Raw genomic sequence first — 16,064 nt, forward strand, 5'->3', positions numbered from 1 at the left:
GCCGCCAGCGGCACCCTTGTCCCTTCACGCAGTTAATGCTAATGACTGTCCAGTCAGTCACCATATGGATTTGGTAGCGACCGTGCTGGAAAAGCCGAGACGGAAGATCGATCCCGAACAACGCCGGGCGGAGATAATGCAGGCTGCTTTCTCCTGCTTTGCCGAACGAGGCTTTGCTGGCACGCGCATGGAAGACGTCGCGGCGAAGGCGGGCATTGCCAAGGGCACGGTCTACCTGCACTTCCCGGACAAGGAGGCGCTGTTCATCTCGCTCGTTTCAGGTGTGGCGTCGCCCATTCTCGATCAGGTCGGTGCGGCCGTGGAGCAGCAGGCCATGCCACCGCGCCAAATGTTGGAGATGTTTTACCGGTTGTTTCAGCAAGAGGTTCTCGATACCGAGCGCCGCCACCTGCTTCGCCTCATCATCGGCGAGGGTTCATCCTTCCCGGCTGTCACGGAATACTACCACCGCGAGATCATCTCCAACGGCATCCGCATCCTGCGGATCCTGCTGGAGCGTGCCGCCAGCGCGGGCAGCCTCCGCAACCCAGCCATCGTCGAGACACCGCAGCTGATCATGGCGCCCGCTTTGATGACGATCATATGGCGAAGCCTCTTCGAGGCCTATGAACATCTCGATGCAGACCGGCTGTTTGCCAATTTTCTGGATACGCTGTTCCTGCCCGAGAAGGGAGAAACGCCATGAGGAAGATCGTCGCGGTGACGGTCCTCACCGTACTGGCCATTGCCGCGTTGCCGTTTCTGCTCCCGCACGAGGAAAGCCGCCCTTACCAGGGATGGGTGGAGGCCGACATGCGGATGATCGGTGCGGAAAGCGTCGGCCGCCTCACGTCCCTTGCCGTCGAGGAAGGGGCGACTATCACCGCCGGAGAGCCTCTGTTCGCACTCGATGACACCATCGAACGCGCCACACTGGCCGCCGCTGAAGCAAACCTTGCAGGCGCGCAAGCCGAGCTCAACCTTGCCCGCGTGGCGCAGAAGCGGCCGGAAGAGGTGGATGTGTTGCGCGCTGCCGAGCGGGAGGCGGATGCCCGGCTGGCGCTCTCCGTCCGGGAACTGGAGCGGATGCAGGCTCTGGTGCGCCAGGGTAGTGGTACGCGCGCCGACCTGGATGCGGCAACCGCCACCGAAGCGGCCAATCGCGCAGCATTGGACAGCGTGCGCAGCCAGATCACCCTTGCCACGCTTCCGGCACGCGATCAGGCCATCCAGCGCGCCGAAGAAGCCGTCCATGCGGCGGCCGCGCAGGTAAACTCGGCCAAGGCGTCGCTGTCGAAACGATCCATCGTCGCACCAGCACTAGGCACGGTGCAGACGATCTACTATCGACCCGGCGAAGTCGTTCCGGCGGGCCGCCCGGTGGTGGCGTTGCTTCCTCCCTCCGCCGTCCGCATCCGCTTCTTCGTGCCCCAAGACGTGCTGCCGGCGCTTGCTCTGGGCCAAATCGTCCGCGGCACCTGCGATGGCTGCGAGCCGTTCGAGGGCCGCATCAGCTTCATCGCCGACGAGGCCGAGTATACGCCCCCCGTCATCTTCAGCAGAGAAGAGCGTGCCAAGCTCGTCTATGGCATTGAAGCGCTCCCGGCTCGGCCGAAAGCGCTTCGGGTCGGTCAGCCGGTGGATGTGGTGCCGGGGACACTTCGGTGATGCAGCCTGCGGCCGTGGAAAACGTCATTGACGTCCAGCATCTCACCAAGAGCTTTGATGGGCGCAAGGTGGTGGACGACCTAACGATGTCTGTCCGCAAGGGCCGCATCCACGGCTTCCTCGGGCCGAACGGGTCGGGCAAGACGACGACGATCCGCATGCTCTGCGGGCTGCTGACGCCGGACAGTGGATCCGGCACTTGCCTCGGCCTCGACATCCTGACCGAGGCAGAGCGAATACGCCGCCGCGTCGGCTATATGACGCAGCGCTTCTCGCTCTACCAGGACCTCTCGATCCGGGAGAACCTCGAATTCGTCGCCCGCGTCTACCAACTTCCTGCTCCGCGTCAGAAGGCCTCCGAAGCGATCGGGCGGCTCGGCCTCAAGGGACGCGAGAACCAGCTCGCCGGCGAGCTCTCAGGCGGCTGGAAACAGCGTCTTGCGCTTGGCGCCTGCATTCTTCCTGAACCCGCACTCCTGCTTCTCGACGAACCAACCGCCGGGGTCGACCCGAAGGCGCGGCGCGACTTCTGGAACGAGATACACGCGCTTGCCGCCGACGGGCTCTCGGTGCTGGTCTCCACCCATTACATGGACGAGGCCGAGCGCTGCCACGAGATCGCCTATATCGCCTACGGCAAGCTTCTGGCGAAGGGTACGGTGGAGGAGGTCATCGCCGGAACCGGGCTTCGCACCTGGACCGTCTCCGGCCCGGAAGTTCACGCCCTTCAGGCCGAACTGGAGACGCTACCGGCTATCGACATGATCGCCCCCTTCGGTGCAAGCCTGCACGTGGCCGGGCGCGATGAGGAAGCTCTCGCACAGGCGATCCACCCCTTCCGAAGCCGCCCCAGCCTGCACTGGAAGCGCGGCCAGCCAACGCTGGAGGATGCCTTTATCGATCTCATGCGCCAGTCTCAGGACAATTTCCAATGACGGCGGGAAACGGCAGAAACCTCTCCCTTCACCGCTTCTGGGCGATGATGGTGAAGGAATCCATCCAGATGACCCGCGACCGCATCACGCTCGCGACCATGATCATCATTCCGGTCATGCAGCTCCTGCTCTTCGGTTTTGCGATCAACACGACGCCGCACAACCTGCCGACGGCGATCCTGATGCGGGAGAACAGCGATGTCGGGCGCTCAATCCTAGCCGCTCTGCAGAACACCGACTTCTTCGAGATCCGCTCCGTCGTCACCCGTTCCGAGGAGATGGATGAACTCTTGCAATCCGGCGAGGCTCTCTTCGTCGTGGAGATTCCCGAGGGGTTTGAACGCGCAGTCCGGCGGGGCGAGACGCCGTCATTGCTCGTCGCGGCCGACGCCACCGATCCCGTCGCGTCAAGCTCTGCACTGGGCGCTCTGTCCGGCGTCGTCTCGACTGCCCTCTCCCACGACCGCCAGATCACCTTTGCCGAACCGTCGCAGCCGCCGTTCGAGATCGTCCAGCACCGCCGCTATAATCCCGCCGGCTCGTCCACGCTCAACATCGTGCCCGGTCTGCTGGGAACGATCCTCACGATGACGCTCCTGATCTTCACCGCGCTTGCCGTCACCCGCGAGATTGAACGCGGCACGATGGAAAACCTGCTCTCGATGCCGATCACGCCGCTGGAAATCATGCTCGGCAAGATCGCCCCTTACGTGATCATCGGTCTCATTCAGGCGCTGATCATCATCGGCGCCGGGATCTTTGTCTTTGAGGTCCCGGTGTTAGGCGATCCGCTATCGCTGACTGCGATCACGCTGATCTTCGTCGTCGCAAACCTGTCGATCGGCTACACGTTTTCCACCATCGCCTCAAACCAGTTGCAGGCGGTCCAGATGGCGATGATGTTCTTCCTGCCCAACATCCTCCTGTCCGGATTCATGTTCCCCTTTGCTGGCATGCCGAACTGGGCCCAATGGATCGGCGAAGCGCTGCCCCTCACCCACTATATCCGCGTGGTTCGAGCCATCATGTTGAAGGGCGCTGGTATTGCTGAACTTGGCCCGGACACCGCCGCCCTCGCCGGCCTGACCTTCCTTGCGATGCTAATCGCCGTACGCCGCTTCCGGCGCACGCTTGATTAGCCACAGGATTCGAGGCGGTGACGCGAAGCTCACCTTGCTTTCCCTTGTCGCATTGCACACACTCGAATTCAATCTGAACGCGCCGGCCCTTGGGAGCCTGAACAACATATGGCAAAGGCACCGGCAGCGGATGTGGATCGGCAGCGCCGCGAGCCCGGTCTCGACTACATGCCCCTGCCCGGCATCGCCGATGAGATGATGGATGGCGATGGCGGCGTCCGTTCCGTCTGGCAACAATTCACTGCCGCCCTAGCCGGTATGTCGCAGCACCAGCTGCACGAGCGTTTTGCCCGCGCCGATCGCTATCTCCGCGACGCGGGCGTCTTTTATCATTCCTATGCTTCCCAACCGAATGCCGAGCGCCACTGGCCGCTTTCGCACATCCCGGTCCTGATTGATGACCGCGAATGGGCCACCGTCTCGGAGGGGCTGATCCAGCGCGCCGAACTGATGGAGCATGTGCTCGCCGATATCTACGGCGAGAGTCGTCTCGTCCGGGAGGGTTCCCTGCCGCCGTCCCTCATCGGCTCCAATCCTGAATTCCTCCGGCCGATGGTTGGCGTCGAACCCGCGGGCGGCCACTACCTGCATTTCTGCGCCTTCGAGATCGGCCGCGGCCCCGACGGCAAGTGGTGGGTGCTGTCGGACCGGACACAGGCGCCCTCGGGAGCGGGCTTCGCGCTAGAGAACCGCGTTGCCACGACGCGTTCGTTCTCCGACCTCTATGCGGAGATGCATGTCCACCGGCTCGCCTCCTTCTTCGGCAGTTTCCGGGACACGCTCCAGGCGCAACGCTCCTCGCCCGATCATCGCATTGCCGTGTTAACCTCCGGCTCGGCCAACGAGACCTATTTCGAGCATGCCTACATCGCCCGTTATCTCGGCTTCATGCTGCTGGAGGGGGAGGATCTGGCGGTCGTCAACCGGCAGCTTATGGTCCGCACGGTGGCGGGCCTGAAGCCGATCGGTGTCCTGTGGCGCCGGCTCGATGCCTCCTATGCGGACCCGCTGGAGCTCGACCAGACCTCGCATATCGGCACGCCGGGAATGGTCGAGGCGCTGCGATCCGGCTCTTCCATGATGATCAATGCCCTCGGCTCGGGAATCCTGGAGACGCGGGCGCTGCTCGCCTTCACGCCAGCGATCGCGCGCCGTCTGCTGGGCGAGGACCTCAGGCTGCCGTCGATCGCCACCTGGTGGTGCGGCCAGGCGGATGAGCGCGAGCACGTTGCCAAAAACATCGAGCGGATGGTGATCGGTCCCGCCTTCTCCACCCGCCCCTTCTTTGACGACCAGGGACAATCGGTACTAGGCCGCTCCCTGCGCGAGACCGCGCGGGAGAGAGTCGCTTCATGGCTCGCCTCCGATGGAGCAAAGCTCGTCGGCCAGGAAGTCGTGACGCTGTCGACGACGCCGGCCTGCCAAGATGGAAAACTCACCCCGCGGCCGATGTCGCTGCGGGTGTTCGCTGCACGCACTGAGAAAGGTTGGCAGATCATGCCAGGTGGTTTTGCCCGCATCGGCGCGGGAGACGACGTCGCGGCGATCGCAATGCAAGCAGGCGGAACGGCAGCCGATGTGTGGATTGTCAGCGAGAGGCCGGTGGCGACACCGACCCTTTTGGCGCGTGAAGCAAGCGTCGAACGCGCCGCCCCCGGAAGCCTGCCAAGCCGCGCCGCCGACAACCTCTTCTGGCTCGGCCGCTATACCGAACGGGCGGAAGGCTCCTTACGCATCCTGCGCGCCTGGCACCAGCGATTTGCCGAAGCGGCCGATCCGCGCCAGCCGCTTCTGGCAGACGTTGTATGCTATCTCCAAGCGGAGGGCATCGATGCGGGATCGAGCGGTGTACCTGCGTCGCTCCTGCACAGCATCGAAAGCGCAAGCTACGCCGCGGGCAATATCCGCGACCGCTTCTCGCCCGATGGCTGGCTCGCCCTCACCGACCTTGCCCGCACCGCGCGCCGCTTCCACGAAACTGTCGGCCCCGGCGACGATGCAGCCCATGCGATGACCGTGCTCCTACGCAAGCTCGCGGGCTTTGCGGGGCTCGTTCACGAGAACATGTACCGCTTCACCGGCTGGCGCTTCCTGTCCATCGGGCGTTACCTGGAGCGTGGGCTGCACATGAGCCGGCTTCTCGGCCATATGTCTGGTCCGAACGCGCCAGACGGCGCCTTCGATATGCTGCTCGAGATCGGCGACAACGTGATGACCCATCGCCGCCGCTACAACGTCAGCACGACGTGCCTCACTGTTACCGACCTTCTGGCGCTCGATCCGGTCAATCCGCGCTCGATCCTGTTCCAGCTGAACGAGCTGCGCACGGAGATCGAGCAACTGCCGAACGCCTATGTCGACGGCCAGATGTCGCCGGTCTTCCGCGAGATCATGCGCCTGCATTCCGGGCTTGCAGTGATGACGGCAGAGGACATGACGAAGGATGTCTACCTGAAGCTCGAGCGGGATATGGAGCAGCTGTCTGAAACTCTTGCCCGAACCTATCTGGCTTGAGGCACCGATGCGCTACGACCTTTCGCTTCACATGAGCTATGCCTACGACGTACCGGCCTCCAATGCCCGGCATATGATCCGGCTGCTGCCCCTGGAGATTCCGGGTCGCCAGACGCTGCTGGACGGGTCGATCGACGTCTCCCCCTCGCCGGAAGATCGCACGACCTTCACCGACTTCTTCGGCCAGCCCGCCACCTCGATTCTCCTACGGGCTCCTCACGGCCGCCTCGATATCCGCATGCAGGCCCAGGTGCTGGTCGAGGATCTTCCCGCCCCCGCCGAAGTCTCCACGTCCTTGCAGGATCTCCCCAAGGAGCTGGCTGCTATCTGGTCGCTTGACCCGGCCTCCCCGCACCACCTGGCCGCACCGAGCGCCCGCACCCCAGATGTGCCGGAGATCTCTGCCTTCGCCAAGGAGATGGCGCGGCCGGAGCACACGATCCGGGAGGTGGCGGTTACGCTCTGCGACCGGATCCACCGCGAGTTCGTCTACGACGGCAACGCCACCACGGTGGAGACCATGCCGCAGGAAGCCTTCCGGCTGCGGCGTGGCGTCTGCCAGGACTTCGCCCACGTGATGATCGTCGCCCTGCGCAGCCTCGGCATTCCGGCAGGCTATGTCAGCGGCTTCCTGCGCACGATTCCGCCGCCGGGCCAGGAGCGCCTGGAGGGAGCCGACGCCATGCATGCCTGGGTGCGGGTCTGGTGCGGCGAGCCGGCGGGTTACCTGGAACTCGACCCCACCAACAACATTCCCGCCGGCACGGATCACATCGTCGTCGCCTATGGCCGCGACTATGCCGACATCGCGCCCGTCGTCGGTGTTCTGAAGGGCTACGGAACCCAGAAGATCGAACAGGCGGTGGACGTCGTGCCGCTCGACTAGCCGCTCTCCGCCGATCGCTAAAATGCGACGCAATGGCTTAGCCGCTCCTCCATCACTTCTTGCTAATGCTGCGCCGACGTTCAGCTGGATGGACAGGAAGATGGCGATGACACCGTGGCAAGAGATCTCGCGGCTCCTCAAGGACCGCAGCGGCAACTTCGGCATGATGACGGCGATCCTCCTGCCGGTGCTGCTTGGCGCCGGCGGCGTCGCGCTCGACCTCACCAACATGATGATGTCGAAGACGCAGATGCAGGAAGCAGCCGATTCCGCCGCCCTTGCCGCCTCCACGGCACTCGCCACAGGGAAGGCTGAGGACGAGACTGCCGCCAAGAAGCTGGCCAAGGATTTCTTCATCGCCCAGATGGGCAACTACATGGGGTCCGAGGCGGCAAGCGCGCTGGTGAGCACCACGAATGTCGACATCAACACGACGACCAACGGCGGCGGCAAGACATTCGAGGTCGCCGTCGGCTCCACCTACAATCTGGCCCTGACTCCGCTGATGGGCGTCCTCGGCTACCAGACGATGAACATCGCGACGAGCAGTATATCGACGAGCGGGACCAAGCAGGAGCGCTCTGCGCTCTCGATGTATCTCGCGTTGGACCGTTCGGGGTCCATGTCGTTCATCACGGATCAGACGAAGCCCGGCACTTGCGATAACTATACCTCGGGATCCTGGCCTCAGCCGATCAATTCGAAAGATCCTTGCTACGTTCGCAAAATCGAAGCGCTCAAGGCGGCGGCGGCAGTCTTGTTCGCCACCCTGCAACAGGCCGATCCCGACAAAACCCTGGTCCGCCTCGGCGCCACCTCGTACACAGATGCAACGCAAGATGCCCGAGCCATGGAATGGGGCGTGGACGGCGTAGCGGAATACGTAAACAACCTACCCTCCCTTCCGACCGGCGGAACTGATGCCAATGGTGCACTCAAGGATGCGTTCAAGGCGCTGAAAACCAAGAATGACACCGAACGCAACGCCCACAAGGACAAAAAGAACGATAAGTTCGAGCGTTTCATCCTCTTGATGACCGATGGCGAAATGACGGGCGATAGCAACAAATGGAATTCTGGGCTGGACCAGTCTGTACGGAACAAATGCGAAAAGGCCAAGGATGACGGCATTACGATCTTCTCTGTTGCCTTCATGGCACCAGAGAAGGGCAAGGAGCTCTTGACCTATTGCGCAAGCGGTAACGAGAACTACTTCCAGCCGAACACGATGAACGATCTTGTCGCCGCCTTCGAGGCGATCGGCAAGAAGGCCGCCAAGTCCGCGACCCGCCTCACCAACTGAACCACCTCAGGCCTCCCGAAAACCCGCCGCCTCGGCGGGTTTTTCTTTTCCGTGATATCCACCGCCATCCCTCCTCCCCGCCTTTTTTCTGCCGTCTCCATCCGTTTGTTGCCAGCATCCCGCAACGATGCGTAAACTTGGCGCAAGACAAATCAGGACCGATGGACCGAGCGGGACACTCCCATCCTGCTCCACCAGAAGAGTTAGCAACCCTATGGACAACACCCTCTCCACCATCAACATCCCGCAGCCGACGCCGCGCAGCACCAAGCCGGAGATCCTCGCCGAGGAGATCATCGAGCGCCTGACCTACCGCATCGGCAAGGATGTGAAGGTTGCAAAGCCGCATGACTGGCTGACGGCCTCCATCCTCGTGGTGCGCGACCGCATCATCGACCGCTGGATGGAATCCACCCGCCGGGTCTACCGCTCGGGCGACAAGCGGGTCTACTATCTCTCGCTGGAGTTCCTGATCGGCCGCCTGTTGCGCGATGCCGTTTCCAATCTTGGGGTGATGTCGGAACTCAAGGATGCGCTCGCCTCGCTTGGGGTCGACATCAACGTCGTTGCCGGGCTTGAGCCGGATGCAGCGCTCGGTAATGGCGGTCTCGGCCGTCTCGCCGCCTGCTTCATGGAATCCATGGCAACCGTGGACATTCCCGCCTATGGCTACGGCATTCGCTATGTCCACGGCCTCTTCCGCCAGCAGATGGCCGAAGGCTGGCAGGTGGAACTGCCGGAAACCTGGCTTGCCCACGGCAATCCCTGGGAATTCGAGCGCCGGGAAAGTTCTTACGAGATCGGCTTCGGCGGCGCCGTCGAGACGATCGGCGGTTATGACGAGCCGCCGCGCTACGTCTGGAAGCCGGCTGAGCGCGTCATCGCGACCGCCTATGACACGCCCGTCGTCGGCTGGCGCGCCCAGAGAGTAAACACGCTGCGCCTCTGGTCGGCGCAGCCGATCGACCCGATCCTGCTCGACGCCTTCAACGCCGGCGATCATATCGGCGCCCTGCGCGAAAGCAACAAGGCGGAAGCGCTGACGCGGGTTCTCTATCCGGCCGACGCCACCGCCGCCGGCCAGGAGCTGCGCCTGCGCCAGGAATACTTCTTCTCGTCTGCCTCGCTGCAGGACATCCTGCGCCGCCATCTCCAGCAATATCCGGACTTCACCAATCTGCCGGACAAGGTGGCGATCCAGCTGAACGACACCCACCCCGCCGTCTCGATCGGCGAGATGATGCGTCTGCTGATCGATGTCCATGGGATCGATTTCGATCAGGCGTGGGAACTGACGCGCGGCACCTTCTCCTACACCAACCACACCCTTCTGCCAGAAGCGCTGGAAAGCTGGCCGGTGCCGCTCTTCGAAAGGCTGCTGCCGCGTCACATGCAGCTGGTCTACGCGATCAATGCCAAGATCCTGCTCGAAGCGCGCAAGGAAAAGGGCTTCAGCGACGCCCAAATCCGCTCGATCTCGCTGATCGACGAGAACGGCGACCGCCGTGTGCGCATGGGCAACCTCGCCTTCGTCGGCTCGCATTCCATCAACGGCGTGTCGTCACTGCACACGGACCTGATGAAGGTCACGGTCTTCTCCGATCTCCACACGCTCTACCCGATGCGGATCAACAACAAGACCAACGGCATCACGCCGCGCCGCTGGCTGATGCAGTGCAACCCCGGCCTCACCTCCCTAATCCGTGAAGCAATCGGCGATAAGTTCCTAGACGACACGGATGCGCTGCAGGAGCTCGACGCCTTCGCCGATGATCCGACCTTCCAGGAGAAGTTCGCCGACGTTAAGCGGGCAAACAAGGTGCAGCTTGCCAACCTCGTCGGCAGCCGCATGGGCATCCGCCTTGATGCCTCTGCCATGTTCGACATCCAGATCAAGCGCATCCACGAATACAAGCGCCAGCTTCTCAACATCATCGAGGCGGTGGCGCTCTACGACCAGATCCGCTCGCATCCGGAGCTCGAATGGGTCCCGCGCGTAAAGCTCTTTGCCGGCAAGGCGGCGCCGAGCTACCACAACGCCAAGCTGATCATCAAACTGGCAAACGACGTGGCCCGCGTGATCAACAACGATCCGGCTGTTCGCGGCCTGCTGAAGGTCGTCTTCGTGCCGAACTACAACGTCTCGCTGGCCGAGGTGATGGTCCCGGCCGCCGATCTCTCTGAGCAGATCTCGACTGCCGGCATGGAGGCATCCGGCACGGGGAACATGAAGTTTGCCCTGAACGGCGCGCTGACGATCGGCACGCTCGACGGCGCCAATGTCGAGATGCGCGACCATGTGGGCGAGGACAACATCGTCATCTTCGGCATGACGGCGGAAGAGGTCGTCAAGGTTCGCGCCGACACCTACGAACCGCGGGCGCTGATCGAACAGTCGAAGGAACTTTCGCAGGCGCTCGATGCGATCGCCACCGGCGTCTTCTCCCCCGACGACCGCTCGCGTTTCACCGGCCTGATCGACGGCATCTACAACCACGATTGGTTCATGGTCGCCGCCGACTTCGATGCCTATGCTGCCGCACAGCGTACCGTTGACCAAATCTGGACCGACCCTAAATCATGGCATTCAAAGACAATTCGCAATACCGCCCGCATGGGATGGTTCTCCTCTGACAGAACTATTCGCCAATACGCGTCGGAAATCTGGAGAGCCTGATGACGACATCGCCGAAGTCGGTCGACGACGGAAGAGCCCCTGGCGAAATTCCGATGTCGGAGATCGAGGCGATCCTGCAAGGGCGGCATAGCAATCCCTTTGCCGCTCTTGGCATCCACAAGCTCTCCTCCGGCTACCATGTCCGTGCTTTCATTCCGGGCGCGGAAGTCGTGGCCGTCTTTGCGCTCGACGGCACGCGGCTGGGGGAACTGAAGCAACGCCACGAGGCGGGCTTCTTCGAAGGGCCGGTGGAGGCGGAGAACCTCCGCCCCATCCGCTACCGCGCCCGCCGCGGCGACGACGAATGGGCCGTCACCGATCCCTATAGCTTCGGACCCGTGCTCGGTCCGATGGACGACTACTTCGTCCGCGAAGGCTCGCATCTGCGGCTCTTCGACAAGATGGGGGCCCACCCGATCCGCCACGAGGGCGTCGACGGCTTCCACTTCGCGGTATGGGCCCCGAACGCGCGGCGCGTATCCGTCGTCGGCGAGTTCAACAAATGGGACGGCCGCCGCCACGTCATGCGCCTCAGGGTGGACACCGGCATCTGGGAAATCTTCGCACCCGACGTCCAGCCGGGCTCATCCTACAAGTTCGAGATCATCGGCAAGGACGGCGAATTGCTACCGTTGAAGGCCGACCCTTATGCCCGTCGCGCCGAGCTGCGGCCGAAGACGGCCTCCGTTACGGCGGCAGAGCTGAAGCAGGACTGGGAAGACCAGGCGCATCAGGCCCACTGGGAAAAGGTCGATCATCGCCGCCAGCCGATCTCGATCTACGAGGTGCACTCGGGCTCCTGGCAGCGACGCGAGGATGGCTCCTTCCTCAGCTGGGACGAGCTTGCCTCACGGCTCATCCCCTATGTGACCGATATGGGCTTCACGCATATCGAGTTCCTGCCGGTCACCGAGCATCCTTATGATCCATCCTGGGGCTATCAGACCACCGGGCTTTACGCGCCCTCCGCCCGCTTCGGCGATCCGGAAGGCTTTGCCCGTTTCGTCAACGGCTGCCACAAGGTCGGCATCGGCGTCATCCTCGATTGGGTGCCGGCGCATTTCCCGACAGACGAACATGGCCTCAGCCACTTCGACGGCACCGCGCTTTACGAGCATGAGGATCCGCGTAAGGGCTTCCACCCGGACTGGAACACGGCGATCTACAATTTCGGCCGCATCGAGGTCTTGTCCTACCTGATCAACAACGCCCTCTACTGGGCCGAGAAATTCCACCTCGACGGCCTGAGGGTCGATGCGGTGGCTTCGATGCTTTACCTCGATTATTCCCGCAAGGATGGCGAGTGGATCCCGAACGAATATGGCGGACGCGAAAACCTGGAGGCAGTCCGCTTCCTCCAGAAGCTAAACACCCATTCCTATGGCAGCCATCCTGGCGTCATGACGATCGCGGAGGAATCCACCTCCTGGCCGAAGGTCTCGCATCCGGTGCATGAAGGCGGGCTTGGCTTCGGCTTCAAGTGGAACATGGGCTTCATGCACGACACGCTGAGCTACATGAGCCGCGAGCCGGTGCACCGCAAGCACCACCACAACGAGATCACCTTCGGCCTGATCTACGCCTTTTCCGAGAACTTCGTCCTGCCGCTCAGCCACGACGAGGTCGTACATGGCAAGGGGTCGTTGATCGCCAAGATGGCCGGCGACGACTGGCAGAAGTTCGCCAACCTGCGCGCCTACTACGCCTTCATGTGGGGCTACCCGGGCAAGAAGCTGCTCTTCATGGGGCAGGAGTTTGCTCAGTGGAGCGAGTGGAGCGAAGCCAAGGCTCTCGACTGGAACCTTCTGCACTACCACCAGCACGAAGGCATGCGCCGCCTCGTGCGGGATCTCAACTTCTGCTACCGCGCAAAGCCCGCGCTCCACGCCCGCGATTGCGAACCGGAAGGCTTCCGCTGGTTGGTTGCCGATGATGACGACAACTCCGTCTTTGCCTGGCTGCGCCTTGCGCCGGGCGAGAAGCCGGTCGCCGTCATCACCAATTTCACCCCGGTCTTGCGGGAAAATCATCGCATTCCGTTGCCAACGGCTGGCCGGTGGCGTGAAATCCTCAACACCGACGCGGAAATCTACGGCGGCAGCGGCAAGGGCAATGGAGGGCGTGTTCTCGCCGTCGATGCCGGAGGAACCGTTGCCGCAACAATGACATTGCCGCCGCTGGCGACGATCATGCTCGAACTGGAACAGGCATAAGAAGGGGAGGAACGATGGACGACAAGCGATACCAACCACTGGCCCGTGACGCCATGGCTTATGTCCTGGCCGGAGGCCGCGGCAGCCGCCTGAAGGAACTGACCGACCGGCGCGCGAAGCCCGCCGTCTATTTCGGCGGCAAGGCCCGCATCATCGACTTCGCCCTGTCGAACGCGCTGAATTCCGGCATCCGCCGCATCGGCGTCGCCACCCAATACAAGGCCCATTCGCTGATCCGCCACATGCAGCGCGGCTGGGGCTTCCTGCGGCCCGAGCGCAATGAAAGCTTCGACATCCTGCCGGCCTCCCAGCGCGTTTCGGAAACGCAGTGGTATGAGGGCACTGCGGACGCGGTCTACCAGAACATCGACATCATCGAGGCCTACAACCCCGAATACATGGTGATCCTGGCGGGCGACCACGTCTACAAGATGGACTATGAGTACATGCTCCAGCAGCATGTGGATACCGGCGCGGACGTCACCGTCGGCTGCCTGGAAGTTCCGCGCATGGAAGCGACCGGTTTCGGCGTCATGCATGTCGACGGGAAAGACGAGATCGTCGATTTCGTCGAGAAGCCGGCCGATCCGCCGGGCATCCCCGACAAGCCCGATTTCGCGCTCGCCTCGATGGGCATCTACGTCTTCCACACGAAGTTCCTGATCGAGGCTCTGAAGCGCGATGCGGCCGATCCCGCCTCCAACCGCGACTTCGGCAAGGACATCATCCCGTGGATCGTCAAGAACGGCACGGCTGTCGCCCACCGCTTCAACAAATCCTGCGTCCGCTCCGATTTCGAGCGGGAATCTTACTGGCGCGACGTCGGCACGATCGAGGCCTATTGGCAGGCGAACATCGACCTGACGGCGATCCTTCCGGAACTCGACATCTACGACAAGTCCTGGCCGATCTGGACCTATGCGGAGATCACCCCGCCCGCAAAGTTCGTCCATGATGACGAAGACCGCCGTGGTTCGGCGATTTCCTCGGTTGTCTCAGGCGACTGCATAATTTCCGGCTCTACGCTCCACAGGAGCCTGCTCTTCACCGGCGTGCGCGCCAACTCTTATTCCAGGCTCGATGGTGCCGTTGTTCTGCCCAATGTCCGGGTGGGGCGCCGTGCGCAGCTTCGTAACGTCGTCATCGATTCCAATGTAACCATTCCGGAAGGCCTGGTGGTCGGTGAAGATCCCGAACTCGATGCGAAGCGCTTCCGCCGCACCGAGAACGGCATCTGCCTGATCACCCAGCCGATGATCGACAAACTGGATCTGTAGCGCCGCATGAACGTCCTTTCGGTTGCCTCCGAAATCTATCCGCTGATCAAGACCGGAGGGCTTGCCGACGTGGTCGGCGCCCTGCCGCTGGCGCTGAAGGAGCACGGCGTGCATACCCGCACGCTCATCCCCGGCTACCCGGCGGTCATGCGGGCAGTGCGCGACACCTCGGCTTGCCTGCACTACGAGGACCTTCTGGGGCATGTGGCAACGATCCTGGAGGCCCACCACGAGGGCCTCGATCTCCTCATCCTCGACGCACCCTCGCTCTTCGATCGGCCGGGTGGGCCCTATCTCGATTCGAACGGACAGGAATACGGTGATAACTGGCGCCGCTTTGCCGCTCTTTCCCGCGCCGGCGCCGACATCGCGTTGGGTGCGATCGAAACCTGGCGTCCCGATCTCGTGCATGTGCACGACTGGCAGACCGGACTGCTGCCGGCCTATCTGCGTTATTCAGGAAAGCCGGCACCGCCGAGCCTGATGACAATCCACAATATCGCCTTTCAGGGGCGCTTCGGCGTCGACATCTTTCCCCATCTCGACCTGCCGCCGGACGCCTATTCGATCGAAGGCATCGAGTACTGGGGCGGCATCGGCTATCTTAAGGCCGGGGTGCAGGCGGCAACCGCCGTCAGCACGGTCAGCCCCACCTATGCCGACGAAATCCTCACCGGCGAATTCGGCATGGGCATGGAAGGCGTGCTCGCATCTCGCGCAGGTGATCTGCACGGCATCGTCAACGGCATTGACGCCGAGGTCTGGAACCCGGAACGCGACCCGCTGATCAAAGCCAACTATGGTGCAACCAGCCTCAAGAGCCGCGGAAAGAACAAGCAAGCGGTCGTCGAGCGCTTCGGCCTCGAGCAGGACAATGGCCTGCTGTTCTGCGTCGTTTCGCGACTGACCGGCCAGAAGGGCATGGACCTCCTGGCGGAGTGCGCAGATGGCATTGTTGCCCAGGGCGGGCGGCTCGCCGTTCTCGGTACGGGCGAGCCCTGGCTGGAAGACGCCTTCCGCCATGCAGCCGCGCACCATCCCGGCCGCATTGCCATCATCACCGGCTATGACGAGCCGCTGTCGCATCTGATGCAGGCGGGCTCAGACGCGATCCTCATCCCGTCGCGCTTCGAGCCCTGCGGCCTGACCCAGCTCTACGGCCTGCGCTACGGCTGCATTCCCGTCGTCACCCGCACCGGCGGCTTGAACGACACGATCATCGATGCGAATCCCGCAGCCCTTGCCGCCAAGGTGGCAACCGGCGTCAGCTTCGCCCCGACCACGACCGACGGTCTGCGCCGCGCAATTGCGCGAACCTTCCGCCTCTATGCCAACCAGAAGGCTTGGCTCGGCATGCAGAAGCAGGGCATGAAATCCGATGTCTCCTGGGACAAGAGCGCCAGCCTCTACGCCCAGCTCTATTCAATGCTGAAAACGAAAGATCGCTAAGAC

At 62.9% G+C, this 16,064-nt stretch carries 11 protein-coding genes; all 11 read left to right on the forward strand.

Annotation, left to right across the window (positions count from 1 at the left end; all coding sequences use genetic code 11):
• Positions 1-64: 64 nt before the first annotated feature.
• Positions 65-706 (forward strand): TetR/AcrR family transcriptional regulator, encoded by a 642-nt coding sequence (locus tag MUU54_RS21370; RefSeq protein ID WP_247245982.1) that lies wholly within the window; start codon positions 65-67, stop codon positions 704-706.
• Positions 703-1,668 (forward strand): HlyD family secretion protein, encoded by a 966-nt coding sequence (locus MUU54_RS21375; protein ID WP_247245983.1) that lies wholly within the window; start codon positions 703-705, stop codon positions 1,666-1,668. Before MUU54_RS21370 ends, MUU54_RS21375 begins: the two co-directional genes overlap by 4 nt.
• Positions 1,668-2,603, forward strand: coding sequence for an ABC transporter ATP-binding protein (locus MUU54_RS21380; RefSeq protein WP_247246016.1), 936 nt, complete (start codon positions 1,668-1,670; stop codon positions 2,601-2,603). Before MUU54_RS21375 ends, MUU54_RS21380 begins: the two co-directional genes overlap by 1 nt.
• Positions 2,600-3,742 carry an ABC transporter permease gene (locus MUU54_RS21385; protein WP_247245984.1) on the forward strand — a complete coding sequence of 381 codons (1,143 nt, stop codon included), beginning with the start codon at positions 2,600-2,602 and terminating at the stop codon, positions 3,740-3,742. The genes MUU54_RS21380 and MUU54_RS21385 overlap by 4 nt, the downstream gene beginning before the upstream one ends.
• 108 nt (positions 3,743-3,850) lie before the next feature.
• Entirely contained in the window at positions 3,851-6,256 is a 2,406-nt protein-coding gene (locus MUU54_RS21390; RefSeq protein ID WP_376742235.1) for a circularly permuted type 2 ATP-grasp protein, read from the forward strand.
• Between the two features lie 7 nt (positions 6,257-6,263).
• A complete protein-coding gene (locus MUU54_RS21395; protein ID WP_247245985.1) occupies positions 6,264-7,142 on the forward strand; it encodes a transglutaminase family protein in 879 nt (292 codons plus the stop codon).
• A gap of 106 nt (positions 7,143-7,248) precedes the next feature.
• Entirely contained in the window at positions 7,249-8,445 is a 1,197-nt protein-coding gene (locus MUU54_RS21400) for a vWA domain-containing protein (protein WP_247245986.1), read from the forward strand.
• Positions 8,446-8,659: 214 nt separating this feature from the next.
• Complete coding sequence (locus MUU54_RS21405) at positions 8,660-11,122, forward strand: glycogen/starch/alpha-glucan phosphorylase (protein WP_247245987.1); 2,463 nt, start codon at positions 8,660-8,662, stop codon at positions 11,120-11,122.
• On the forward strand, positions 11,122-13,335 hold the full coding sequence (gene glgB, locus MUU54_RS21410; protein WP_247245988.1) for a 1,4-alpha-glucan branching protein GlgB: 2,214 nt from the start codon (positions 11,122-11,124) through the stop codon (positions 13,333-13,335). Before MUU54_RS21405 ends, glgB begins: the two co-directional genes overlap by 1 nt.
• A 14-nt stretch (positions 13,336-13,349) precedes the next feature.
• The gene (glgC, locus tag MUU54_RS21415) at positions 13,350-14,612 is read left to right on the forward strand and encodes a glucose-1-phosphate adenylyltransferase (RefSeq protein WP_247245989.1); all 1,263 of its coding nucleotides are present in this window, start codon (positions 13,350-13,352) and stop codon (positions 14,610-14,612) included.
• Positions 14,613-14,618: 6 nt separating this feature from the next.
• On the forward strand, positions 14,619-16,061 hold the full coding sequence (glgA, locus tag MUU54_RS21420) for a glycogen synthase GlgA (protein WP_247245990.1): 1,443 nt from the start codon (positions 14,619-14,621) through the stop codon (positions 16,059-16,061).
• The last annotated feature ends 3 nt before the right edge of the window (positions 16,062-16,064 follow it).

Origin of the sequence: Pseudorhizobium tarimense, assembly GCF_022968135.1 — a bacterium.
In the GTDB taxonomy this organism is placed as follows: Bacteria; Pseudomonadota; Alphaproteobacteria; order Rhizobiales; family Rhizobiaceae; genus Neorhizobium; species Neorhizobium tarimense.